The 23,751-nt window shown below is 70.1% G+C and carries 17 protein-coding genes; 11 read left to right on the forward strand and 6 right to left on the reverse strand.

The window, feature by feature from the left end; translation table 11 throughout:
• Nucleotides 1-59: 59 nt before the first annotated feature.
• Nucleotides 60-2,615, forward strand: coding sequence for a DNA topoisomerase I (locus tag BLV01_RS23950; protein ID WP_091806210.1), 2,556 nt, complete (start codon nucleotides 60-62; stop codon nucleotides 2,613-2,615).
• A gap of 342 nt (nucleotides 2,616-2,957) precedes the next feature.
• Here BLV01_RS23950 and BLV01_RS23955 read toward each other — a convergent pair whose 3' ends face one another.
• Nucleotides 2,958-4,319, reverse strand: a complete 1,362-nt coding sequence (locus BLV01_RS23955) for a glutamate--cysteine ligase (RefSeq protein WP_091806213.1) — start codon at nucleotides 4,317-4,319, stop codon at nucleotides 2,958-2,960.
• A gap of 283 nt (nucleotides 4,320-4,602) precedes the next feature.
• Here BLV01_RS23955 and BLV01_RS23960 point away from each other — a divergent pair, with 283 nt between their 5' ends.
• The 4 genes from BLV01_RS23960 (at nucleotide 4,603) to BLV01_RS23975 (ending at nucleotide 9,176) form a co-directional block, all read left to right on the forward strand.
• Nucleotides 4,603-6,186: a peptide ABC transporter substrate-binding protein gene (locus BLV01_RS23960; protein WP_175486238.1), complete on the forward strand. Its 1,584-nt coding sequence runs from the start codon at nucleotides 4,603-4,605 to the stop codon at nucleotides 6,184-6,186.
• Entirely contained in the window at nucleotides 6,183-6,911 is a 729-nt protein-coding gene (locus BLV01_RS23965; protein ID WP_091806219.1) for a VIT1/CCC1 transporter family protein, read from the forward strand. The genes BLV01_RS23960 and BLV01_RS23965 overlap by 4 nt, the downstream gene beginning before the upstream one ends.
• Nucleotides 6,911-7,843: an ABC transporter permease subunit gene (locus tag BLV01_RS23970; protein WP_091806221.1), complete on the forward strand. Its 933-nt coding sequence runs from the start codon at nucleotides 6,911-6,913 to the stop codon at nucleotides 7,841-7,843. Before BLV01_RS23965 ends, BLV01_RS23970 begins: the two co-directional genes overlap by 1 nt.
• A 298-nt stretch (nucleotides 7,844-8,141) precedes the next feature.
• Nucleotides 8,142-9,176: a LacI family DNA-binding transcriptional regulator gene (locus BLV01_RS23975; RefSeq protein ID WP_091806224.1), complete on the forward strand. Its 1,035-nt coding sequence runs from the start codon at nucleotides 8,142-8,144 to the stop codon at nucleotides 9,174-9,176.
• Nucleotides 9,177-9,346: 170 nt separating this feature from the next.
• Here the strand turns inward: BLV01_RS23975 and BLV01_RS23980 are convergent, their stop codons facing one another.
• The 3 genes from BLV01_RS23980 to BLV01_RS23990 all read right to left on the reverse strand — a co-directional run bounded on the left by BLV01_RS23980 (nucleotide 9,347) and on the right by BLV01_RS23990 (nucleotide 15,499).
• On the reverse strand, nucleotides 9,347-11,050 hold the full coding sequence (locus BLV01_RS23980) for an alpha-amylase family glycosyl hydrolase (RefSeq protein WP_091806227.1): 1,704 nt from the start codon (nucleotides 11,048-11,050) through the stop codon (nucleotides 9,347-9,349).
• Entirely contained in the window at nucleotides 11,047-12,549 is a 1,503-nt protein-coding gene (locus BLV01_RS23985; RefSeq protein WP_091806230.1) for an MFS transporter, read from the reverse strand. Before BLV01_RS23985 ends, BLV01_RS23980 begins: the two co-directional genes overlap by 4 nt.
• A gap of 151 nt (nucleotides 12,550-12,700) precedes the next feature.
• Nucleotides 12,701-15,499: a TonB-dependent receptor gene (locus BLV01_RS23990; RefSeq protein ID WP_091806233.1), complete on the reverse strand. Its 2,799-nt coding sequence runs from the start codon at nucleotides 15,497-15,499 to the stop codon at nucleotides 12,701-12,703.
• A 296-nt stretch (nucleotides 15,500-15,795) separates the two neighbouring features.
• Between BLV01_RS23990 and BLV01_RS23995 the strand changes: the two genes are divergently transcribed.
• On the forward strand, nucleotides 15,796-17,445 hold the full coding sequence (locus BLV01_RS23995; protein WP_254782757.1) for an alpha-amylase family glycosyl hydrolase: 1,650 nt from the start codon (nucleotides 15,796-15,798) through the stop codon (nucleotides 17,443-17,445).
• Nucleotides 17,446-17,577: 132 nt separating this feature from the next.
• Here BLV01_RS23995 and BLV01_RS24000 read toward each other — a convergent pair whose 3' ends face one another.
• Together BLV01_RS24000 and yihA are read right to left on the reverse strand one after the other, a co-directional pair.
• Nucleotides 17,578-18,345, reverse strand: a complete 768-nt coding sequence (locus tag BLV01_RS24000) for a hypothetical protein (RefSeq protein ID WP_091806238.1) — start codon at nucleotides 18,343-18,345, stop codon at nucleotides 17,578-17,580.
• Between the two features lie 101 nt (nucleotides 18,346-18,446).
• The gene (gene yihA, locus BLV01_RS24005; RefSeq protein WP_091806259.1) at nucleotides 18,447-19,091 is read right to left on the reverse strand and encodes a ribosome biogenesis GTP-binding protein YihA/YsxC; all 645 of its coding nucleotides are present in this window, start codon (nucleotides 19,089-19,091) and stop codon (nucleotides 18,447-18,449) included.
• A gap of 259 nt (nucleotides 19,092-19,350) precedes the next feature.
• On the opposite strand from yihA, the gene BLV01_RS24010 reads away from it, so the two are divergent.
• The 5 genes from BLV01_RS24010 (at nucleotide 19,351) to BLV01_RS25965 (ending at nucleotide 23,562) form a co-directional block, all read left to right on the forward strand.
• Nucleotides 19,351-20,226, forward strand: a complete 876-nt coding sequence (locus tag BLV01_RS24010; protein ID WP_091806241.1) for a c-type cytochrome — start codon at nucleotides 19,351-19,353, stop codon at nucleotides 20,224-20,226.
• A gap of 394 nt (nucleotides 20,227-20,620) precedes the next feature.
• Nucleotides 20,621-21,277: a thiol:disulfide interchange protein DsbA/DsbL gene (locus BLV01_RS24015; RefSeq protein ID WP_091806244.1), complete on the forward strand. Its 657-nt coding sequence runs from the start codon at nucleotides 20,621-20,623 to the stop codon at nucleotides 21,275-21,277.
• 182 nt (nucleotides 21,278-21,459) lie between these two features.
• Nucleotides 21,460-22,305, forward strand: a complete 846-nt coding sequence (locus tag BLV01_RS24020) for a thiol:disulfide interchange protein DsbA/DsbL (protein WP_091806247.1) — start codon at nucleotides 21,460-21,462, stop codon at nucleotides 22,303-22,305.
• A gap of 31 nt (nucleotides 22,306-22,336) precedes the next feature.
• Nucleotides 22,337-23,095, forward strand: a complete 759-nt coding sequence (locus tag BLV01_RS24025) for an endonuclease/exonuclease/phosphatase family protein (protein WP_091806250.1) — start codon at nucleotides 22,337-22,339, stop codon at nucleotides 23,093-23,095.
• Between the two features lie 167 nt (nucleotides 23,096-23,262).
• Nucleotides 23,263-23,562, forward strand: a complete 300-nt coding sequence (locus BLV01_RS25965) for a hypothetical protein (RefSeq protein ID WP_139179161.1) — start codon at nucleotides 23,263-23,265, stop codon at nucleotides 23,560-23,562.
• Nucleotides 23,563-23,751 lie beyond the last annotated feature (189 nt).

Raw genomic sequence — 23,751 nt, forward strand, 5'->3', positions numbered from 1 at the left:
CCGCCCCCACCGAGAACGAGCAGTCGAGCAGCGCCCCGCCCCGGGCCTGCGGAGTCCCCATGGCGAAGAACCTCCTCATCGTCGAATCGCCCGCAAAGGCCAAGACGATCAACAAGTACCTCGGCAAGGACTTCACCGTCCTGGCCTCCTACGGCCACGTCCGCGACCTGGTGCCGAAGGAAGGCGCGGTCGATCCGGACAACCACTTCGCGATGGAATACGCGGTCATCGAGAAGAACGAGAAACACGTCGATGCCATCGCCAAGGCCGCGCGCAGCGCCGACAACCTGTTCCTGGCGACCGACCCGGACCGCGAAGGCGAGGCGATCAGCTGGCACATCGGCGAGATCCTGCGCGAGCGCGGCCTGCTCGAAGGCAAGCCGCTGCAGCGCGTGGTGTTCACCGAAATCACCCCGCGCGCGATCAAGGAAGCGATGAACCAGCCGCGCGAAATCGCCGCGCCCCTGGTCGACGCGCAGCAGGCGCGGCGCGCGCTGGATTACCTGGTCGGCTTCAATCTTTCGCCGGTGTTGTGGCGCAAGGTCCAGCGCGGCCTGTCCGCCGGCCGCGTGCAGTCGCCGGCGCTGCGCATGATCGTCGAGCGCGAAGAAGAGATCGAAGCCTTCGTCGCCCGCGAGTACTGGACCATCGAGGCCGAGTGCGCGCATCCGCAGCAGGCCTTCACCGCGCGCCTCAACAAGCTCGACGGCAAGAAGTTCGAGCAGTTCACCATCACCAACGGCGAAACCGCCGAGGACGCGCGCAAGCGCCTGGTCAAGGCCGCCAACGGCGCGCTGCACGTCACCGACGTGACCAGCAAGGAACGCAAGCGCCGCCCGGCGCCGCCGTTCACCACCTCGACCCTGCAGCAGGAAGCCTCGCGCAAGCTCGGCTTCACCACCTCGCGGACCATGCGCGTGGCGCAGAAGCTGTACGAGGGCGTGACGCTCGGCGACGAGGGCACCGTCGGCCTGATCAGCTACATGCGTACCGACTCGGTCAACCTGTCGCAGGAAGCGGTGACCGAAATCCGCGACGTGATCGCGCGCGACTACGGCACCAAGGCGCTGCCGGACAAGCCCAACACCTACCAGACCAAGTCCAAGAACGCGCAGGAAGCGCACGAAGCGATCCGCCCGACCGCCGCGCTGCGCACGCCGGCGCAGATGGCGCGCTACCTCGACGACGACGGCCGCCGCCTGTACGAGCTGATCTGGAAGCGCGCGGTGGCCTGCCAGATGGTCCCGGCCACGCTCAACACCGTCAGCATCGACCTGGCCGCCGGCTCCGAGCACAGCTTCCGCGCGTCGGGCACCACCGTGATCGATCCGGGCTTCCTCGCCGTGTACGAGGAAGGCAAGGACGCCAAGGCCGCCGAGGACGAGGACGAAGGCCGCAAGCTGCCGCCGATGAAGACCGGCGACCGCATCCCGCTCGACCGCATCCACGCCGACCAGCACTTCACCGAGCCGCCGCCGCGCTACTCGGAAGCGTCGCTGGTCAAGGCGCTGGAGGAATACGGCATCGGCCGTCCCTCGACCTACGCCTCGATCATCCAGACCCTGCTGTTCCGCAAGTACGTCGAACTCGACAGCCGCCGCTTCCGCCCGACCGACGTCGGCCGCGCGGTGTCCAAGTTCCTGTCCGGCCACTTCACCCAGTACGTGGACTACGACTTCACCGCCAAGCTCGAGGACGAGCTGGACGCGGTGTCGCGCGGCGAAGAGGAATGGGTGCCGCTGATGGAGCGGTTCTGGGCGCCGTTCAAGCAGTTGGTCGAAGAGAAGAAGGAGTCGGTCGACCGCAGCGAGGCCACCGGCGCGCGCGAGCTGGGCACCGATCCCAAGAGCGGCAAGCCGGTGAGCGTGCGCCTGGGCCGTTATGGGCCGTACGCGCAGATCGGCACCGCCGAGGACGAGGAGAAGCCGACCTTCGCCTCGCTGCGTCCGGGCCAGAGCATGCACACCATCGCGCTGGACGAGGCGCTGGAGCTGTTCAAGCTGCCGCGCAAGCTCGGCCAGCACAACGGCGAGGAAGTCAGCGTCGGCATCGGCCGCTTCGGCCCGTTCGCCAAGCTCGGCAGCACCTACGCCTCGCTGAAGAAGGAAGACGACCCGTACACCATCGACATGGCGCGCGCAGTGTTCCTGATCGAAGAGAAGGAAGAGATCGCGCGCAACCGCATCATCAAGCAGTTCGACGGCAGCGACATCCAGGTGCTCAACGGCCGCTTCGGCCCGTACATCAGCGACGGCAAACTCAACGGCCGCATCCCCAAGGACCGCGAGCCGGCCTCGCTGACCTTCGAGGAAGTGACCAAGCTGCTGGAAGAGACCGGCAAGCCGGTGCGCGGCCGCTTCGGCAAGAAGACCGCGGCGAAGAAGGAACCGGCCAAGAAGGCGGCGGCCAAGAAAGCGGTGAAGAAGACCGCCGCAGGCGCCGAGGGCGACGCGCCGGCGAAGAAGGCCGCGGCCAAGAAGGCGCCGGCGAAGAAAGCGGCGAAGAAGGTCGTCAAGAAGGCGGCGGCGAAGACCGCGGCGAGCAAGACGGCCGCGACCAAGACCGTGGCCAAGAAGGCGGTCAAGAAGGTGGCGAAGAAGACGGTGGCGAAGTAAGCCGTCGATCGCGATGCCGCGGCGGATGCGCCGCGGCGTCGGCCGCACAACAAGAAGCGGGCGCTCGCGAGGGCGGCCCGCTTTTTTGTTGGGTGCGCGGCGTCGGGGACGGTTCGTGCGAACGACGGTGCGTGTCGCCGGCGCGGGGATCGGGCGAGGGTCGTCGTAATCGTTCCGGCGCGGTCGCGGCTTGCGCCGCTCCTACAGTCGGATACGCGGCGGCCGCAGCTTATGTAGGAGCGGCGCGAGCCGCGACCGCGGCAACCCAGCTACGCCGAAACCCAGCGCGCGAATCGGCACCCGCACCCGCGCCTCATGCGCGCCGCGCGCGCAGCCGCAACCTCAGTACGCGAATTCCTTGAACACCCGATCCACGTTCCCGCCCCACTCGCCGTGGAACAGTTCGAGCTTGCGCTCGGCCGGGCTCTTGCCCATCGCCACGAACTCCATCAGCGGTTCCAGATAGATCGATTCGTCCGCGCCGTTCTGGTTCAGGCGCGCGCGCCGCTGCAGGCCGTGCGCGGAGATCTCCAGCGCGCGCCGCGCCAGCTCCAGCACCTTGCCGTCGCGGAACGGCAGGTGCAGGCCGTGCCGCGGCACGCCGTCGCGCAGCGCGTGGCGCTCGGCCGGGGTGAAGTCCAGCACCAGGTCCCAGGCCGCATCCAGGGCATCGGCGTCGTACAGCAGGCCGACCCAGAACGCCGACAGCGCGCAGATCCGGTTCCACGGGCCCGAGTCGGCGCCGCGCATCTCCAGGTATTTCTTCAGCCGCACTTCCGGAAACGCGGTGGTGCTGTGGTCGGCCCAGTCCTTCAGGGTCGGCCGCTGGTCCGGGTACGCCGGCAGCTTGGCGTCCATGTAGTCGCGGAACGACTGTCCGCTGGCATCGATGTAGCGGCCGTCGCGGTAGACGAAGTACATCGGCACGTCTAGCAGGTAATCGACGTAGCGCTCGTAGCCGAAGCCGTCCTCGAACACGAAGTCGAGCAGGCCGGTGCGGTTCGGGTCGGTATCGGTCCAGATGTGCGAGCGGTACGACAGATAACCGTTGGGCCGGCCTTCCAGGAACGGCGAATCGGCGAACAGCGCGGTCGCGATCGGCTGCAGCGCCAGCGACACGCGGAACTTCTTGACCATGTCCGCTTCGTCGAGCACGTCCAGGTTGACCTGCACCGTGCTGGTGCGGGTCATCATGTCCAGGCCGAGCTGGCCGACCTTGGGCATGTACTCGCGCATGATCTTGTAGCGGCCCTTGGGCATCCACGGCATGTCCTCGCGCCGCCACTTGGGCTGGAAGCCCATGCCGAGGAAGCCCAGGCCCATCGGCTCGGCCACGGTGCGCACTTCGCGCAGGTGGGTGGCCGCTTCCACGCAGGTGTCGTGCAGCGTCGCCAGCGGCGCGCCGGACAGTTCCAGCTGGCCGGCCGGCTCCAGCGAGACCGAGGCCTGGTCGCGGGTCAGCGCGATCGTGCGGCCGTTCTCTTCGACCGGCGCCCAGCCGAACTGGGTCAGCCCCTTGAGCAGGGCCTCGATGCCGCGCTCGCCGTCGAAGGTCGGCGGGCGCAGGTCGTCGGTGCGGAAGCCGAACTTCTCGTGCTCGGTGCCGATCTTCCAATCCGATTCCGGGCGCGCGCCCGAAGCCAGGTAGTCGATCAGCACGGCGCGGCCGCCGCCCTTGACGTCGGGAATCTCGAGATCGTTCACCTGGCTGGGTCCGGACACATCCACCTCGCTTCGCAAACTCGTTCGTCGTCGGGACCGTGCGGCCCGCCGCGCCGAAGCGCGGCCAGCGCCCGCGGCCGGCCTCCCCCACGGGGAACCCGGCGCGGCGCCACGGTCCTACCTTGCAGCAATCTGAGGTCTGGATATGCGGCAGCTCGCCTACAATCGCAAGACCCCAGGCAGTGTAGAGCCCGTCTTGGCGCGAACAACGTCCGTCCTGCAACGCTATGGTTCGGCCCTGCTACTGGCGCTGGCGGCGCCGGCCGTGCCTGCCCAGGCGGCGTCCGCGGCGCCGGCGCCGGCCGCCGCGGCGCAGCTGGAACGCGGCAACGGCCCGGAACCGAGCACGCTGGACGCGCACCGCTGCCAGGAAGTCGCCTGCGGCAACGTGCTGCGCGACCTGTACGAAGGGCTGGTGACCGAGGACGCGCAAGGCCGGCTGGTGCCGGGCATCGCCGAGCGCTGGACGGTCTCGGCCGACGGCCGCACCTGGACCTTCGCCTTGCGTCCGGGCCTGCGCTGGAGCAACGGCGAAGCGCTCGACGCGGCGCAGGTGGTGGCCAGCTTCCGCCGCGCCTTCGCCCCGGCCACCGCGGCGCCGTTCGGCGAACTGTTCGACGCGCTCGACGGCGCCCAGGCGGTGCAGGCCGGCCGGCGGCCGCCGCAACAGCTCGGCGTGAGCGCACCGGATCCGCGCACGGTGGTGTTCCGGCTGACCCGCAGCGCCTCGCTGCCGGCGCTGCTGACCTTGCCGATCGCGTTTCCGGTCTACCTGCCCGCAGTCGAACGCTACGGCGCCCAGCACACCCAGCCGGGCCGGCTGGTGTCCAACGGCGCCTACCGCCTCGGCGCCTGGACGCCGCAGGCGAACCTGGTGGTCGAGAAGAATCCGCACTTCCACGCCGCTGCCGGCGTCGCCCTGCCGCGGGTGCGTTTCCACGTCACCGAGGACGCCGCCGCCGAACTGCAGCGCTTCGCCGCCGGCGACCTGGACCTCACCGAAGTGGTGCCGCCGCAGCCGCTGCCAGCGTTGCGCGCGCGCTTCGGCGAACAACTGCGGCTGTCGCCGTACCTGGGCGCGTTCTGGCTCGGCTTGAACGCCACCCAGCCGCCGTTCCGCCCGGCCTGCGCCAGCGCGCGCTGCGCCGAACAGGCGCTGGCGCTGCGGCGCGCGCTGACGATGGCGATCGACCGCGACAAGCTCACCCGCTACGTCACCGGCCTGGGCGAGACCCCGGCCTACGGCATCGTGCCGCCGGGCATCGCCGGCTACGCGCCGGCGGCGATGCCGTGGGCGGCGTGGACGCAGGCGCAGCGCGAGGCGCATGCGCGCGCGCTGTACCGCCATGCGGGCTACTCGCTCGAAAAACCGTTGGTACTGGAGCTGCGCTACAACACCTCCACCCCGCACCGGCGCCTGTCGCTGGCGGTGGCGGCGATGTGGAAGCAGACCCTCGGCGTGCAGGTGCGCCTGCGCAACGAGGAATGGAAGGTGTTCGTGCAGAACCGCAAACAGCGCGCGATCACCCAGGCGTTCCGCGGCGGCTGGATCGGCGATTTGCCCGATGCGCGCAACTTCCTCGCCGCCTTCGCCAACGACGGCCCGCTGAACTGGATGGGCTACGACGACGCCGGCTATCGCGAGCGCCTCGCCCGCGCCGACGCGGCGGCCACCGAAGCGGCGCGCAACGCCTGGCTGCGCGCGGCCGAACAGCGCCTGCTCAACGACAACGCCGCCATTCCCTTGTACTTCTACACCTCCAAGCATTTGGTCTCGCGGCGCGTGCGCGGGTTCCAGGCCAATGCGCTGGACCGCCACGCCAGCCGCTGGCTGAGCCTGGCGCCATGAACGCGCGCCCCGCCAAGGCGGCCGCGCACGCGCGCAGCCGCCATCCCGAGGCGCACCGCTCCGAGCGCGTGGGCTGGCTGCGCGCGGCCGTGCTCGGCGCCAACGACGGCATCGTCTCGGTGGCCGGGCTGGTGGTCGGCGTCGCCGCGAGCGGCGCGGAGGCGGCGGTCATCCTCACCTCCGGCATCGCCGGCACCGTGGCCGGGGCGATGTCGATGGCCGCGGGCGAATACGTATCGGTGCGCTCGCAAGCCGACACCGAGCGCGCCGACATCGCAGTGGAAGAACGCGAGCTGGCCGAGGACCCGCACGCTGAACTCGAAGAGCTGGCGCGCATCTACGTGCAACGCGGGCTGACCCCGGACCTGGCGCAGGAAGTCGCGCGCCAGCTCACCGCCCACGACGCCCTCGCCAGCCACGCGCGCGACGAACTCGGCATCACCGACACCCTGCGCGCACGGCCGGTGCAGGCGGCGCTGGCCTCGGCCGGCGCTTTCGTCAGCGGCGCGGCATTGCCGATCGCCGCGGTGCTGCTGGCGCCGCACGCGCAACTGCAGCCGGTGGCGATCGCGACCACCCTGGTCGCGCTGTCGGTGTCCGGCGCGCTCGCGGCCTGGGCCGGCGGCGCGCGGGTGCTGCGCGGCGCGCTGCGGGTGACGTTCTGGGGCGCGATGGCGATGGCCGCGGCGACCGCGGTCGGCCATCTGTTCGGCGTGCAGGTCTGATGCGCGCCGCGCCGCGTCTGCTGCGCCTGGGCGGCCGCCTGCTGGAAGCGGCGATCACCCTGTGGCTGCTCGGCACGCTGTGCTTCGTCCTGCTGCGCGCGGCGCCGGGCGGCCCGTTCGACACCGAGAAGGCGGCGCCGCCGGAAGTGCAGGCCGTGCTCGATGCGCAATACCGGCTCGACCAGCCGCTGTTCGTGCAATACCTGGGCTGGTTCGGCGACGCGCTGCGCGGCGACCTGGGGCCGTCGTTCCAGTACCCCGACTACACCGTCAACCAGCTCATCGCCAACGCGCTGCCGGTGTCGGCGCTCAACGGCGGCCTCGCGCTGCTGCTGGCGTTGGCGCTCGGGGTGGCCCTGGGCGCGTGGGCGGCGCTGCGCGCAGGCGGCTGGACCGACCGCGCGCTGATGCTCTTGGCCGGGCTCGGCCTGGCGGTGCCGAAGTTCGTGGTCGCCCCGCTGCTGGTGCTGCTGTTCGCGGTGACCCTGCACTGGCTGCCGGCCGGCGGCTGGGGCGAGTGGGACAACGTGGTGCTGCCGGTGATCGCGCTGGCCCTGCCCAACATCGCCTACTGCGCGCGGCTGACCCGCGCCTCGCTGCTGGACACCCTGTCGGCCGACTACCTGCGCGCGGCGCGCGCGCGCGGCCTGTCGGAAACCCGGCTGCTGTTCGCCCACGCGCTCAAGCCGGCGCTGCTGCCGGTGGCGGCGTGGCTGTCGCCGGCGCTGATCAACGTGGTCACCGGCTCGGCGGTGGTCGAGCAGGTGTTCGGGATCCCCGGCATGGGGCGCTATTTCGTCCAGGGCGCGCTCAATCGCGACTACACCCTGGTGCTGGGCGTGGTGCTGGCGATCGGCGCGTTGATCGTGGCGATCAATGTGCTGGTGGATGCGCTGCGCGGGTGGATGGATCCGCGGTTGGAACAAGACTGAGCGCCCCTTACCCTCCGTCCCGCAAACTCTCCACCGTCATTCCCGCGAACGCGGGAATCCAGAGACTTCAGCCGGCCGTGCCACGCAGGCCAAATGACGACCTGCGGGCGGGAACGTACAGCGCTCTGGATTCCCGCGTTCGCGGGAACGACGGCAGGCGGGGGCATCGGGTTGGGATGACGGTAGGCGGGGACGTCGGGGCGGACGCGAACGCGCACGCCGGCGCATCCGACGCCGCCGCGCCGCCGGGCCTTCCGGCCGGGGCGCCGCCTCGCCCAACCCCGCTACACTGCGGGCCATGCGCAGAAAGACCAAAGCCACCTCGGTCGACATCGCCCACCTGGCCGGCGTCTCCCAGGCCACGGTCTCGCGCGTGCTCAGCGGCAGCCCGCTGGTCAACGCCGAGACGCGCAAGCGGGTCGAGGCGGTGGTGCGCGAGCTCAACTACAAGGTCGACCGCCACGCCTCCAGCCTGCGCCGGCAACGCTCGGGCACGCTGGCGCTGCTGCTGTTCGAGGACCCGACCCCGGACGAGTCGCACATCAACCCGTTCTTCCTGTCCATGCTCGGCTCGATCACCCGCGCCTGCGCGCGCCACGGCCAGGACCTGCTGATCTCGTTCCAGCAACTCTCCGACGACTGGGCCGCCGATTACGAGGACAGCATGAAGGCCGACGGCCTGATCCTGCTCGGCTACGGCGATTACCTGGCCTACCAGGGCAAGCTGCAGCGGCTGGTCGAACAGGGCACCCGCTTCGTGCGCTGGGGCGCGGTGCTGCCGGATCAGCCGGGGCTGTCGATCGGCTGCGAGAACCTCGGCGGCGGGCGCCAGGCCGGCGCCCACCTGGTCGCGCTCGGGCGCCGGCGGGTGGCGTTTCTCGGCGACGCGTCCAGCCATTACCCCGAGTTCCTCGATCGTTTCCTGGGGTGCGAACAAGCCCTGCGCGACGCCGGGCTGGCGCTGGATCGCGCGCTGCAGGTCGATGCGGAAAGCTCCGAAGACGCCGGCCACACCGCGGCGCTGGAACTGCTGGCGCGCGGCCTGCCGTTCGACGCGGTGTTCGCCGCCAGCGACCTGATCGCGATCGGCGCGATGCGCGCGCTGACCGAACGCGGCCTGCGGGTGCCGGAGGACGTTTCGGTGATCGGCTTCGACGACCTGCCGACGGCGCGCTTCGCGCATCCGCCGCTGACGACGGTGTTCCAGGACACCAAGCAGGCCGGCGAGTTGCTGGTCGAGGCGCTGATGCAGTTGATCCGCGGCGAAGACGCGCAGAGCCAGCGCTTGCCGACCACGCTGGTCGTACGCAAGTCCTGCGGCGGGCAAACCTAGTTTCGACGGCCCCTGTAGGAGCGGCGCGAGCCGCGACCGCGAAAACGCAACCACGACAAACTCCACGGCCGCCCGGCTGCGACCCGACGGCGATTGCGGGATTTCGTCGTGATCCTGTTTTCGCGGTCGCGGCTCGCGCCGCTCCTACAGGTGGGGAACCGGGTCGATGCTCAGGGCTTGCGCGCCTGGGCCATCGCCTGGGCCATCGCCTGGTCCAGCGCGGCGACCAGGTCCGCGCGCTGCGCCGGCGCATCCAGCAGGTAGACCTCGACCCCATGCGCCGGCACCGTCGCGCGCAGCGTGCCGCCCTCGCCCACCGCGACTTCGCCGCCGCCCAGCGCCGCGCGCCAGCGTCCGGCCTGCAGGCGTTCGCTGACCGCGAACTCCGCGGCGGCATCGCCCTTGTTGAGCAGCACCAAGGCGATCTGGGCGACGCCGGCATGCTCGTAGACGCGGTAGAACGCCGCGCGGTCGCCCTGCAACGACACGTTCAACTGCAAACCGCGCTGCAACGCCGGCGAGTCGCGCCGGACCGACGCGATGCGCTTGAGCGCGGCGCGGATCGGGTGCGAACGCGCCGCGTCCACGCGCTGTTGGCCGAAATAGTTGCGATTGCCCGCATGCTCCGCGCGCCCGCGCTCGAAGCCGACCTCGGAGCCGTAATAGATCACCGGAATCCCGCGCGCGGTGAACAGCCAGTTGTGCACGTCGATGAAGCCGTCGTCGCTGGCGCCCAGGCGCGGCATGTCGTGGTTGTCGTAGAAGGTCATCAGCTCGTACGGGTTGGCGTACGGGCCGCCCTGCAGGTACAGCCGTTCGTCCAGCCGCGCATAGTCGGCGCGGGATTGGCCAAACACCTGCGCCAGCCGCTCCTTGAGCGGGAAATCCAGCACGCTGACGCCGCCGTTCTCGGCCCAGGTGAACGGCGCGATGTTCTCGGCCTGGTAGTCGAAGGCCTCGCCGAACATGAACAAGCCCGGCCGTTTGGCCCGCATGCGCGCGGCGAACTGTTGCCAGAACGCCAGCGGCATGTGGCGAATGGTGTCGATGCGCAAGGCGTCGGCGCCCTGGTCCAGCCACTGCGAATACGCGCCGACGAAGTAGTCCAGCACCGCCGGATTGGTGTCGTCGATGTTCGACAGCTGCACCAGGTCGCGTTCGGCGTGGAAGAAGCGATGCAGCGGGTTGTGCGCCGGGTCGAGTTTTTCCGGCGGCAGGTTCTGGTGGTCGGCGATCAATACGCCGTCGCGGTAGATGCGCCCGTACTTGGGTTGCGGCTTGCGCATCGTGAACGAGGGCGAGCCGTGGTTGGCGACGATGTCGAGCACGGTCTTGAGCCCGTGCCGCTTCAGCCCGCGGTTCAATCCGGCGAAGTCCAATCCCGGGCTCGGCAGGTGTTCGTCGAGGCGGTAGAAGTCCACGCCCCAATAGCCGTGGTAACCGGTCTTGCCGCGGTCCTGGAACGCGCCGCCCCAGGTCACCGCATCGCCGCCGGTGAAGGCCTGGTCGGGATTGTCGACGATCGGCGTCAGCCATACCGCGCCGAAACCCATGTCGCGGATGTAGCCGGCGTTGTCGAGCAGGCCTTTGAAATCGCCGCCGAGGTAGCCGATGTTGTCGCTCTCGCCCGGCGGGCCGCCGGGTACGGGACGGTCGAAGCTGCGCGTGTCGGGATCGGGCCCGCCCTGCTCGCGCTGGTCGTTGCCGGTGTCGCCGTTGACGAAGCGGTCGGTGACGACGAAGTACACCGCTTCGCCCGCCATCGGCTCCAGGGTGCCGTAGTAATCGCGCGGCGGCGCTGCCTCGCGCATGCCGCCGCCGTGCGCGCACGCGGCCAGCGCCAGGCTCAGCGCGGCCAGCAGCACCGCCCTCATGCGCGCACCTGGGGCGACGGCTCGCGCACCCACAGCGTGCAGGCGCCGGCGACGAACAGGCTGACGCCGCCGATCGCCAGCGCCGCGGCCGGTTGTCCGCCGAACAGGGTCTTGATCAGGAAGCCGAGCAGGCTCGCCGCGACCAGCTGCGGGATGACGATGAAGAAATTGAAGATGCCCATGAACACGCCCATTTTCGCCGCCGGCACGCTGTCGGACAGCATCGCGTACGGCAGCGACAGGATCGAGGCCCAGGCGAAGCCGACCCCGACCATCGACAGCAGCAGCATCTGCGGATCGCGCAGCAGCGCCACCGAGATCAGGCCGGCGCCGCCGAGCGCGAGGTTGAACAGATGGCTGCGGCGCAGGCCCCAGCGCCGCGCCATCGGCGCGATCGCGATCGCCGCCAGCGCGGCGAAACCGTTGTAAGCCGCGAACAGCACGCCGACCCAGTTGGCGCCCTCGTTGTAGGCGGCCGAGGCGACGTCGCTGGTGTGGTAATGCAGTTGGGTGACCGCCGGCGTGGTGTAGATCCACATCGCGAACAGCGCGAACCAGGAGAAGAACTGGACCACCGCCAGCCGCGCCATCGTCGACGGCATCGCGCCGACGTCGTCCATCACCCGGGCGAAGCCGTTGTCGTCGCGGACCGCGCCGCGCACCAGCAGGGCCAGGCCGAACGCGGCGACCAGCGCGGCCAGCACGTACAGCTGGCGGTCGAGCCGCAGCATCGAGATCGTGGTCGCGCAAATGCCGCCGACCACCACCCACGACGCGCCGAACAGCAGGCAGCGGACCCGGTCGCGTTCGGGCGCGACCTCCACCGCCGGCGCCTCGTCGAAGGACTGCAGCTGCTGCGGCGGGTATTCGCGGCTGCGCAGCACGGTCCAGCCGACCGACAGCAGCAGCACCGCGCCGCCGAAGTAGAACGAATAACGCACGGTGTCGGGCACCGCGCCGGCGCTGGCGGTGTTGCCGACGCCCAGGTGCGCCAGCAGGTACGGCAGCAGGCTCGCCACCACCGAGCCCACGCCGATGAAGAAGCTCTGCATGGCGTAGCCGGCGGCGCGCTGCTGCTGCGGCAGTTGGTCGCCGACGAAGGCGCGGAACGGCTCCATCGACACGTTGATCGAGGCGTCGAGCATCCACAGCAGGCCGGCGGCGATCCACAGCGCCGGCGAGTTCGGCATCGCGATCAGCGCCAGCGTGGCCAGCACCGCGCCGATCAGGAAATACGGACGGCGACGGCCCAGGCCGGTCCAGGTGCGGTCGGACAGATAGCCGACAATGGGCTGCACGATCAGCCCGGTCAGGGGCGCGGCGATCCACAGCATCGGGATGTCGTCTATCGACGCGCCCAGGGTCTGGAAGATCCGGCTGACGTTGGCGTTCTGCAGGGCGAAACCGAACTGGATGCCGAGAAAACCGAAACACATGTTCCAGATCTGCCAGAACGTCAGCGTCGGCTTGCGGGGCGTGGCGTCGGAGCGGTCGGTCATGGCGTGGAGTCTGGCACGAAGCGCGCGCGAGGCAGCGGCACCGCGTCCGCATCGCGGCGCGCCCGCCGCCGCGCGGCTTCAAGGGCGGCAACGGTCGCGGCCCCGCTTCCCGTCGAGAAGCCTCTCATCGGGAAACAGGGCCGCGCGGCGATCAGAACTGCGAAGCGAACCGGACCCCGTACATCCGCGGCGTATTCAAGTAACGGATGTTGGTCGAGTTGTTGACGAAGCCCTTGCCCGAATACACCTCGTCGGTAAGGTTGGACACGAAGCCGTCGATGCGGAACTGGTTCTCGCTGCCGAAGTTCAGCCCGGCCGAAACGTTGACGGTGAAGAACCCGTCCACGTCGTCGCGCATCGCCAGGCCGTTGGCCGGGCCGCCGCCGGCGGCCGGGTTGGAGCCGTTGTTGAACGGCATGTCCTTGAGCGGGATCTCGATCACCCGGCCGTTCGCATCCAACCCGAAGCCGCGGCTGTTGAACGCGGTCAGGTAGTAGTCGGAGCGGTAAGTCAGGTTGATCGTCCAGTCGAACGAGTTCAGCGCGCCGCGGCCGATGTCGATGGTCTGCGACAGGCTGACGTTGGCGTTGTACTTGGACGTGTTCGGCAGCCGGTTGCCGTCCAGCGGCACGATCAGGCCGAGGCCGCCGGAGCGGGTGTCGAGCACGTTGGAGTCGTCGAAGGTGGCGTCGAGGTAGGTGAAGTTGTAGCCGAGGTCGAAGCCGTGCGGCAGGCCGAGCTTGCCTTCCAGTTCCAGGCCCAGCACGCTGGCGTTGGCGGCGTTGTCGTTGAACACCTGGCGGCTGGTCGCGTTGGGATTGGTCGGGGTCGGCGCCGGCACGTCGATCAGGTTCTGCAGCACCTTGTCCTTGTAGTCGTAGTAGAACACCGACGCGTTCAGGCGCACCGGGGTCTCGCCCCAGACGTAGTCGCCCTTGATCCCGGCCTCGTACGCGGTCAGTTCTTCCGGCGCGAAGCTCGGCGCCAGCGCGCTGCCGTCGTTGAGCGCCAGCGGACGGTTGATGCCGCCGGCGCGGGTGCCGGTGGACACCGTGCCGTACAGCATCACCTTCGCGCTGAGGTCGTACTCGAAGCCCACGCGCCAGTCGACGTAGTTGTCCTTGTACACGTCCTGGCTGCGGCCGCCGGGGAAGTCCGAGCGCGCGATCACCTGGATCTGGTCGCGGTACTGCTGCAGGAACTGCGCCCAGTTGTCGTTGCCGCCGAAGTTCTGGAACCCGCCGAGGAAATAGTCGAGCGTGTTGCCGCCCGGGCCGCATTGCAGGTCGGCCGGCGTCCAGCCGGTGCAGATGCTCGGATCGCCGCCGCGGCGACGGCCCGGGCCGGCCAGCTGGAAGCCCGGCGAGCCCAGCACCAGGCCGGTGGTGTAAGGGTTGGTCGCGGTGTCGATCGGCTGGCCGGTGAACTGCTGGAACAGTTCCTCGGGAATCACGAACTGGTACTTGACGTTGGATTCGCGCGCGACCTTCTTGTCGCGGGTGTAGCGGATGCCGCCGATCAGGCGCAGCGAATCGGTCGCGGCGAAGCTGAAGTCGCCGTAGACCGCGTTGGACTCGACCTTGGACCCGTCGCCGCGGTTCTCGCCGCCCAGGCCGTCCTGGTAGCCGCAGACCGTGCCCGGCCGCCACCAGTCGCAATCGCCGAAGTAGCCGTTGCCGACGTCCCAGGAGACGTAGTCGTACTTCTCTTGGTAGTTGAACAGGCCCGCCGACCAGATCAGCTTGCCGGTGTCGCCGAAGAAGCGCAGCTCGTTGATGCGCGAGGACGATTTGTCGGCCTGGTAGAACGTGTCGTACCAGTCCAGCCGCTCGGGATTGAAATAGGCTTCGCGCTCCGAGCCCGGATACACCGGGCCGAGCTGCCACTCGCGCGAGGCGTTGCGGTTGTAGAAGTCGTACTTGCGGTAGGAGGTATTGAACTCCACCGACACCGCGTCGCTGAACGCGTAGGTGAAGGTCGCGGCGATGCCTTCGATGTCGTTGGTGGTCTTGCCCTGGGTGCGGAAGTACTGCTTGAACGGGTCGTGCAGGTCGGGAATGTCGTAGCCGGCGGCGAGGCCGCGCTCGGCGAACAGGCCCGGGTCGCCGGTGCCGCGCTCGGTGACCTTGTCCAGCATCACGTAGGCGGAGAACTTGTCGTTGGGCTGCCACAGCGCCGACAGGCGCGCGGCCTGGTTGTCGAGCGCGCTCGGGCCTTCGGCGTCGAACAGCGACTTGGGATAGCCGTTGCTGATGTACGACGAGCGCTCCTCGTCGAACAGCGCCGCGCGCAGGGCGAAGGTCTCGCCGATCGGCAGGTTCAGCACGCCCTCGGCGTTGGTGTAGTCGTAGTTGCCGGCGCCGACCTTGAGCCCGCCGCTGGTGACGCCCAGCTCCGGCCGCTTGGAGATCACGTTGATCGAGCCGCCGGTGGCGTTGCGGCCGCGCACGGTGCCCTGCGGGCCCTTGTTGACCTCGATCCGGTCGACGTCGAAGAACATCGGCCCGATCGAGCGCGGGCGCGGCAGGTAGATGCCGTTGTAGTAGGTCGCCACCGACGGGTCGGACGAGAAGTCCGAGTCGGCCGCGCCGATGCCGCGCAGGAAGATCTCGTACTTGCCTTCCTGCTTGGTGATCTGCAGCCCCGGCACCACCGCCTGCAGGTTGCGGAAGTCGGTGTTGATGCCGAGCTTGGCGATGTCCTCGCCGCTGAAGGACTGGATGGTGCCGGCGTACTTCTGGATCGACTGCACGCGGCGGTTGCCGGTGACCTGCACGGCGTCGAGCTCGTGCGCGGTCTGCGCGGCGGCGGGCGCGGCGTCCTGCGGCGCGGGCGCGTCGGCGGCCCAGGCGGGCGCGAAGCCGCACAGGCCCAGCGATGCCAGGGCCAGGGTCAGCAGGTGACGGTCGAGTTGCTTCGGCCTGCGTGCGGCCGACGTGGAATGCGACATGGCTCCCCTCCAGAGCGTTGTGTTCTGTGGCCGCGCGCGCACTGTCGGCGCGCTGCGTCCGCCGCGGCATCGGGGCCGCGGTCTGGGCGCATGTTAGGCATGCCTTACGGCTTGCAGCGGGTTCTGCATACGTATTCATGGGATGCAGTCGCATTCATGTCGCAGTTCCGCTCTGGCTTGCGGCATGAATACGTATGCAGGCGCGGCGGCCGCCGCGGGCCGCGGCGGTAAGCTGGCGCGCATCGCCGCAGCGCAGCGCCGTCGCGCGCCGCACCACACGAACACAGGGGCCGCACTTGTCCGCCGTCGCATCCTTTCCGCCCGCGCAGCGCGATCCCACGTGGTGGCGCGGCGCGGTGATCTACCAGGTCTATCCGCGCAGTTTCCGCGACCTCGACGGCGACGGCGTCGGCGACCTGCCCGGCATCGTCGACAAGCTCGGCTACATCGCCGACCTCGGCGTGGACGCGATCTGGATCTCGCCGTTCTTCAAGTCGCCGATGGCCGACTTCGGCTACGACATCGCCGATTACCGCGCAGTCGACCCGCTGTTCGGCGACATCGGCGACTTCGACCGGCTGCTGGCCAAGGCGCATGCGCTGGGCCTGAAGGTGATGATCGACCAGGTGCTCAGCCACACTTCCAACGAGCACGAATGGTTCAAGCGCAGCCGCGAGAGCCGCGACAACGAATATTCCGACTGGTACGTGTGGGCCGACGCGCGCGAGGACGGCACCGCGCCGAACAACTGGATGTCGCTGTTCGGCGGAGTGGCCTGGCGCTGGGAGCCGCGCCGGCAGCAGTACTACCTGCACAACTTCCTGTCCGCCCAGCCCGACCTCAACTTCCACAACCCGGCGGTGCGCGCGGCGGTGCTCGACAACGTGCGCTTCTGGCTCGAGCGCGGCGTCGACGGCCTGCGCCTGGACGCGATCAACTTCTGCTTCCACGACGCGCAGTTGCGCGACAACCCGCCCAAGCCGGCGGAACAACGCGTGGGCCGCGGCTTCAGCCCGGATAACCCCTACGCGTTTCAGTATCACCACTACAACAACACCCAGCCCGAGAACCTGGCCTTCCTCGGCGAGCTGCGCGCGCTGCTGGACCGCTATCCGGGCGCGGTGGCGCTGGGCGAGATTTCTTCGGAAGACTCGCTGGCGACGATGGACGAATACACCCGCGCCGGCCGCCTGCACATGGGCTACAGCTTCGAACTGCTGACCGACGACTACAACGTCGAGCACATCCGCGGCACGGTGCAGCGGGTCGAGGCGAGCATGCGCGAGGGCTGGCCGTGCTGGGCGATCTCCAACCACGACGTGCAGCGCGTGGTCACGCGCTGGGGCCGCGGCGATGCGCCGAAACATTTCGCCACCCTGGTCAGCGCGCTGGCGTGCTCGCTGCGCGGCTCGGTGTGCGTGTACCAGGGCGAGGAACTCGGCCTGCCCGAGGCGCAGGTGCCGTTCGAGGACCTGCAGGACCCGTACGGCAAGACCTTCTGGCCCACGTTCAAAGGCCGCGACGGCTGCCGCACACCGCTGCCGTGGGACGCCAGCGACGGCGCCGGCTTCAGCCACGGCCACCCGTGGCTGCCGATCCCGGCCGAACACCGCGCGCTCAACGTCGCCGCGCAACAGGACGATCCGGCTTCGCCGCTCAACGGCTTCCGCCAGTTCGTCGGCTGGCGCAAGCGCCACCGCGCGCTGCTCGACGGCGCGATCGCGTTCCTGCCCAGCGCCGAGCCGGTGATCGCGTTCGTGCGCGGCGAAGGCGCGGACGCGGTACTGATGGCGTTCAACCTCGGCCCCGGCACGGCGACGCTGGAACTGGGCGAACGCGCCGGCTGGATCGCCGACCACGGCCACGGCCTGCCCTCGGGCGCGGTCGAAGGCGGCCGCCTGCGGCTGCCGGGGCATGGCGCTTATGCGGCGCGGCCGGCCGGTTAGCCGCGAGCCGCGCTCGCCACCTGTAGGCGCGGCGCAAGCCGCGACCGCGACAACCCAACCGCGTCGCGGGTTTCGCCGTAGTCGCGTTGTCGCAATCGCGGCTCGCGCCGTGCCTGCAGACAGCGACCCGGATCAGCGCTGCGGCGGCAGGCTCAACGCCGCCAGCCGCTTCTTCGCCCCTTCGTTGCCCAGTTCCGCCGCCTTGCGCAGCTGCACCTTGGCCTCGTCGATGCGGCCCTGGCCGGCGTAGATCTCGCCCAGCCCGCTCAAGGCCGCGCCCTTGGCGCCGCGGTCCGTCGCCGGCGCGGCCTCGACCGCCTGCAACAGCGTGGTCTCGGCGCGCGCCAATTGGCCCTTGGACAGCTGCTTCCAGCCGCACAGGGTCGCATCGCCGCCGCGCGCGCACGGATCCTGCCCGGCGCTGTCGGCCGCGACGATGCGCTCGGCCAGCTCCTTGGGCTGGGCCGCCAGCGCGGCGCTGCCGAGCGCGCTCTGCAGCTGCCGGTTGTCCTGCTGCAGCCCCTTGACCTTCTCCAGGATCGCGTCGACCGAGATGTTGATGCTGCTCTGGTCGCTGACCTGGATCGGCGCGCTCAGCGCGAGCGTCCGGCCGCGGTATTCCACCGCCGGCTCGGGCAGGCCGACCGCGGAGAACTTCGGCGAGAAGGTCAGGAACACCCCCGGCGCGACGCGTTCGCCGCCGAGCTGCTGCTTGAACGCGTCGAAACCGATCATCGCCAGCGCGACCACCGCGCCGATGCCCAGGTACCAGCGCACGTTGCGGCTTTGTTCGGCGCTGCGCGCCTTCTGCAGCACATAGCCGCCGTAGACGAAGAACAGCAGCGCGGTGCCGTAGGCGCCGGCGGCGAGGATGGTGCGGGGATCGGCGATCGCGTCCATGGCGGGCGGGCTCCTGGCGTCGGGCGGGCGACGGGTACCCAGGAGGTAACGCGAACGGCGGGCCGCGGGCGGCCAACGCCGGCAGGCGGCTGGGGCGCCCCTCAGCCGGCCGAGCCCAGCTCCAGCCAACCGCCGACCACCGCGCGCGCCTCGTCGACGCCCTGCTTGGACTCGCCGGAGAAGGTCTGCACGCTGACCGTGTCGCCGTAGCTGGACTGCAGGTCCTTGCGCACCGCCATCAAGGCCTGCTGCTGCTGGCCGCGGCCGAATTTGTCGGCCTTGGTCAGCAGCGCGTGCGCCGGCAGGCCGCGGTTCACCGCGTAGGCGATCATCTGCCGATCGTAGTCCTTGAGCGGGTGGCGGATGTCCATCACCACCACCAGCCCGCGCAGCGCCTGGCGGGTCTGGAAATAGCGGTCGAGGAAGGCCTGCCAGTGCGCCTGCAGGTCCTGCGGCACCTTGGCGTAGCCGTAGCCGGGCAGGTCGACCAGGAAGCGGTCCGGCTCCGGCGCCGGCTCGGGGCCGCGGTGCAGCGGGCTGACGTCGAAGAACACCAGCTGCTGGGTGCGGCCGGGCGTCTTGGACACGCGCGCCAGCGCATTCTGCTGGCACAAGGCATTGAGGGCGCTGGACTTGCCGGCGTTGGAGCGGCCGGCGAAGGCCACCTCGAAACCGCCATCGGGCGGCAATTGCTTGACGTTGTGCGCCGACAACAGGTAACGGGCGCGGGCGAGGGGATTGCTCATGCCCATAGGATCGCACGTAGGATCGCGCGGGCGGGCCCCGCCGGGGGCGCAAAACCGCATTCGGCGACCGCGCGCACCTGAACCCGCGTTGACCCCGTCCGGGCCGGCGATGATAATTCCAAGGTTCCGGCGCCCGGCGCGACCGGCCACAGCGCGACCGAGTCGCGATCCCGCTTTGCCGTACCGTCCTGCCGTACCGCACGCCCGCCTTCCAGCAAGCCCGCCACCCAGAAAGCCAAGCAGTTCGGAGCCCAGCTACATGAGCCAAGCCCGCGTCCTGAGCCTCGTCGGTCTCGCCGTCTTTGCGGTCGCCGCCGTCGCGTATGCCCAGACCACGGTCACGCCGATCCCCGACAAGGAACCGGTGCAGACGGCGCCGTTGAACGCCGGGCCGCAAAGCAAGTGGGGCGACGTCAAGGCCGGCGCCACCAAGGCCGGCACCTGCGCCGCCTGCCACGGCCTGGACGGCAACCCGACCGATCCGCAGTACCCGCGCCTGGCCGGCCAGAGCGAGCGCTACATCGCCCACCAGATCGCCCTGTTCAAGACCGGCGAGCGCAACACCGGCATGGCCGCGGCGATGAAGCCCTTCGCCGACGCGCTCAGCGAGCAGGACGCGCGCGACCTGGGCGCCTACTTCGCGACCCAGAAGTCCGGCGCCGGCGTGGCCGACGACACCGTCGTCGCCGCCGGCCCGAACAAGGACAAGAAGTTCTACCAGGTCGGCGAGGAGCTGTTCCGCCGCGGCGACAAGGCGCGCGGCATCCCCGCCTGCATGGCCTGCCACGGCCCCGGCGGCGCCGGCAACCCCGGCCCGGCCTACCCGCACCTGGCCGGCCAGCAGGCCGCCTACTCGCAGCGCCGCCTGGAGGAGTACCGCGCCGGTACCACCACCCAGCGCGACCCGCACCTGTTCAACGTGATGGCCGGCGTGGCCAAGCAGCTCACCGACGAAGAGATCGGTTCGCTCGCCAGCTACCTGCAGGGCCTGCACGAACGCGCCGACGACGTCGCCGCGGCCGGCGCCCCGGCGCCGGCGGCCAAGCCCGCCGCGGCCCCGGCCCCGGCTGCGCCCGCCGCCCCAGCCGAAGCGGCCAAGCCGGCCGCCGCGCCGGCAGCGCCCGCCAAGGGCTGAACGCAGCGCGAGGTACCCGAAAACGCCGGCCCCGCGCCGGCGTTTTCGTTTCCGCCCAGCGCGAATCCGCATCGCCGCCCCTGCAGGCGCGGCGCAAGCCGCGACCGCGACACCGCTACGACGACGAAACCCACTGGCCCGGCGTAACGGCCAGCGGACCTTCATCCGCGACCGGCCACCCCGCGGTTGCGGCTCGCGCCACTCCTACATACCGCCCCCTGCGTAAAATTGACGCACTTCACATCGCCTCGCCGCACGGAACTCACGCAGCACCGTCCGGTCCCATAGCAGACTGCAGGCCGCCCGCGCCGGCCGTTATCCTTGGCGGCGACGTTCCCCAAGCCCGCCCCACCGGCGCGACGCGCAGCCGGCCCTTTCCGACGAGACCCTCCCGATGAACCGACGCCTCGCCACCCTGCTGCTGCTCGCCACGCTCCCCTTCGCCAGCCTCGCCGCGCCCAAGGCCGCGACCGGCCCCGCGCCCGAACCGGGCGTGGACTACGTCGAAATCCCGGGCGGCAAGCCGTTCTCGGCCGCGGCCGGCAAGATCGAGGTGGTCGAGGTGTTCGGCTACACCTGCCCGCACTGCGCCCACTTCGAGCCGCTGATCTCCAAGTGGAAGGCGACCCTGCCGGCCGACGTGGCGTTCGTGCCGCTGGCCGCGCCGTGGGGCGGCTACTGGACCCCGTACGCGCAGGCCTTCTACACCGCGCAATCGCTCAAGCTGCTGCCCAAGACCCACGAGGCGATGTTCAAGGCCCTGCACGAGGACAAGAGCCTGCCGATCCAGAACGCCAGCGCGCAGGAGATCGCCGGCTTCTACGCCAAGTTCGGCGCCGACCCGGGCACCTTCGCCGCGACCATGACCGGCAAGGCGACCGAGCAGGCGATGAAGCGGGCCAACGACTTCATCATGGCCTCCGGCGTCGAGGGCACCCCGAGCGTGGTGGTCGCCGGCAAGTACCGCGTCACTACCCAGAAGGGGTTCGACGACATGCTGCGCGTGGCCGATCACCTGATCGCGCGCGAGCGGGCCAAGGCCAAGCGCTGAGGTGCCGGGGCGCACGTCGGCAACGGCCATCGGGCACGCCGTCGGCGCGCACTTCGCCGTTGCCGATTCCGCCCCGATCTACACTCCCCGTTAAGTCGCCCGCCCGCTATGCTGGCGGGCCGTCGCGGACGGCCGATGGCCGCCGCACCCGCCTTTTCCCCGAAGTTGTTGCGGAGATCACGATGAATTCGCGTATCGCCACCCTGTCCCGCTATCCGCTGATGCTCGGCGCGCTGATCGCGCTGGCCGCGTGCGGCAAGACCGAGACGCCGGCCGCCCCGGCCGCGCCCGCCGCCGAAGCCGCCCCGGCCGCCCCGAGCGAGGCAGCGCCCGCCGCGCCGGCCGAAGGCGAAGCCGCCGCCGCGAGCCCGGCCCAGCCCGACCCGACGATCGCCCCGGCCGCCACCGCCACCCCGCCGGCCGGCCCGGCGCCGGTCGCCGGCACCGACTACGTCGAGATCCCGGGCGGCCAGCCGTTCGATCCGGTCCCGGGCAAGATCGAAGTCGCCGAGATCTTCAGCTACACCTGCCCGCACTGCGCCCAGTTCGAGCCGATCCTGGTCGAGTGGCGCAAGAAGCAGACCGCCGACGTCAAGTTCACCCCGATCGCCGGCCCGTTCGGCGCCAACCCGATCCCGTTCGAGAAGGCCTTCTACGCCGCCCAGACCCTGGGCCTGGTCGACAAGACCCACGAGGCGATGTTCCGCGCCGTGCACATCGACCAGTCGATCGACTTCCGCACCGTCAACGACCAGACCTTCGGCGAGTTCTACGCCAAGTACGGGGTCAAGCCGGCCGACTTCATCGGCACCATGAACAGCTTCGCCATCACCGCCAAGGGCAAGCGCGCCGAGCAGTTCATGGCGCGCTCGGGCGTCGACGCCAGCCCGAGCCTGGTGGTCAACGGCAAGTACCTGGTCAAGGGCAAGGGCTTCGAGGACTACCTGCGCGTCGCCGACCACCTGGTCGCGCGCGAGCGCGCGGCGATGGCCGCCGCCCCGGCGCCGGCCGCGCCGGCCCAGAACTGATCCGCCGGCCCCGCTCGCACCCGTACCGGGCATGACCACTCGCCGGCTGCGCCTGCTCAGCGCCAACATCCAGGCCGGTTCCAGCACGCGTCGCTACAGCGATTACGCGACGCGCAGCTGGTCGCACGTGCTGCCCGCCGGCAACAAGCGCGGCAGCCTCGACACCATCGCCCAGCTGGCCGGCGAGCACGACATCGTCGGCCTCAACGAGAGCGACCCGGGCAGCCTGCGTTCGGGCTTCACCAACCAGACCCACTACCTCGCCCAGCGCGCCGGCTTCGACTACTGGAGCCACCAGCCGAACCGGCGCGTCGGCAACGTCGCCTCCAGCGCCAACGGCCTGCTCAGCCGGCTGGAGCCGCGCGAAGTGGTCGACCACCCGCTGCCCGGCCGCATCGCCGGCCGCGGGGTGCTGGTCGCGCACTACGGCAACGGCGACGACGGCCTCACCGTCGCCGTCGCCCATCTTTCCCTCGGCGCCGGCTCGCGCGCCTCGCAGCTGGCCTTCATCGCCGAACTGCTGCACGACCATCCGCACGCGGTGCTGATGGGCGACTTCAACTGCTCGGCCGACAGCCCCGAGATGCAGGCGCTGTTCCGCCACACCCGCCTGCAACGCCCCGCCGACGTACTGCCGACCTTCCCCAGCTGGCGGCCGCAGCGCGCGATCGACCACATCCTGCTCGGCGACGGCCTGGGCTACATCGGCGCCAAGGCGATGCCGGCGGCGCAGTCCGACCACCTGGCGCTGTCGCTGGAGCTGGACGTACCGGACGACGCGCTGCGCTGAGCGCTGCGGCGGTCGCGGCGTATCGCGACGAACCCGCAAACCGCCGCGCCTTCGCCCGCTTCGATCGCGGCGCGCACCGCTTCACGACTCCCCCCTCCGGACACAGCCACTCCCGCGCCGTCATTCCCGGCGTCGGCCTTCCTTGCGCCGTCGTTCCTTGTGCCGCCATGCCCAATGCCGTCATTCCGGCGAAAGCGGGAATCCATGTTGCTGTCGCTCTTGCTGTTGCTGTTGCTGTTGCTGTTGCTGCCGCCATTGCCGTTGCTGTTGGCTCGGACGCAACCCCACGCGAAGCACACGTCCCGCAGCCCCGAAGGGCGTGCGCATGGATGCGCACGCGCGCCATGGGGCAGGATGCCCCTTATGGCGCGGCCCCGCGCCCGGTGCTGGACCTAGTGGCTCTTGATTCGAAAAAAGAATGCACTTTCTTTGGTTACTTTCTTTGTTGCTTTGGACAAAGAAAGTGACCCGGCCGCTTGCGGACGGAAGCTTTGGATGTTTGCTTGTCGTCACGCGCCACCGCGACAAAGGTTGACCTTCCCGCGGCACGCCCCCTGTAGGAGCGGCGCAAGCCGCGACCGCGCCATCGCAGCGATTGCGAACGTTTCGCCGTAGTTGCGTTGCCGCGGTCGCGGCTCGCGCCGCTCCTACAGTCG

Origin of the sequence: Lysobacter sp. yr284 (genome assembly GCF_900107375.1) — a bacterium.
In the GTDB taxonomy this organism is placed as follows: domain Bacteria; phylum Pseudomonadota; class Gammaproteobacteria; order Xanthomonadales; family Xanthomonadaceae; genus Lysobacter.

Excerpts from the sequence above, each read along its gene's own strand:
- BLV01_RS23950 (WP_091806210.1), top strand. The coding sequence starts at position 60 with ATGGCGAAGAACCTCCTCATCGTCGAATCGCCCGCAAAGGCCAAGACG.
- BLV01_RS23965 (WP_091806219.1), top strand. The coding sequence starts at position 6,183 with ATGAACGCGCGCCCCGCCAAGGCGGCCGCGCACGCGCGCAGCCGCCAT.
- BLV01_RS23970 (WP_091806221.1), top strand. The coding sequence starts at position 6,911 with ATGCGCGCCGCGCCGCGTCTGCTGCGCCTGGGCGGCCGCCTGCTGGAA.
- BLV01_RS23975 (WP_091806224.1), top strand. The coding sequence starts at position 8,142 with ATGCGCAGAAAGACCAAAGCCACCTCGGTCGACATCGCCCACCTGGCC.
- BLV01_RS23980 (WP_091806227.1), bottom strand. The coding sequence starts at position 11,050 with ATGAGGGCGGTGCTGCTGGCCGCGCTGAGCCTGGCGCTGGCCGCGTGC.
- BLV01_RS23985 (WP_091806230.1), bottom strand. The coding sequence starts at position 12,549 with ATGACCGACCGCTCCGACGCCACGCCCCGCAAGCCGACGCTGACGTTC.
- BLV01_RS23990 (WP_091806233.1), bottom strand. The coding sequence starts at position 15,499 with ATGTCGCATTCCACGTCGGCCGCACGCAGGCCGAAGCAACTCGACCGT.
- BLV01_RS24000 (WP_091806238.1), bottom strand. The coding sequence starts at position 18,345 with ATGGACGCGATCGCCGATCCCCGCACCATCCTCGCCGCCGGCGCCTAC.
- yihA (WP_091806259.1), bottom strand. The coding sequence starts at position 19,091 with ATGAGCAATCCCCTCGCCCGCGCCCGTTACCTGTTGTCGGCGCACAAC.
- BLV01_RS24010 (WP_091806241.1), top strand. The coding sequence starts at position 19,351 with ATGAGCCAAGCCCGCGTCCTGAGCCTCGTCGGTCTCGCCGTCTTTGCG.
- BLV01_RS24015 (WP_091806244.1), top strand. The coding sequence starts at position 20,621 with ATGAACCGACGCCTCGCCACCCTGCTGCTGCTCGCCACGCTCCCCTTC.
- BLV01_RS24020 (WP_091806247.1), top strand. The coding sequence starts at position 21,460 with ATGAATTCGCGTATCGCCACCCTGTCCCGCTATCCGCTGATGCTCGGC.
- BLV01_RS24025 (WP_091806250.1), top strand. The coding sequence starts at position 22,337 with ATGACCACTCGCCGGCTGCGCCTGCTCAGCGCCAACATCCAGGCCGGT.
- BLV01_RS25965 (WP_139179161.1), top strand. The coding sequence starts at position 23,263 with ATGCCCAATGCCGTCATTCCGGCGAAAGCGGGAATCCATGTTGCTGTC.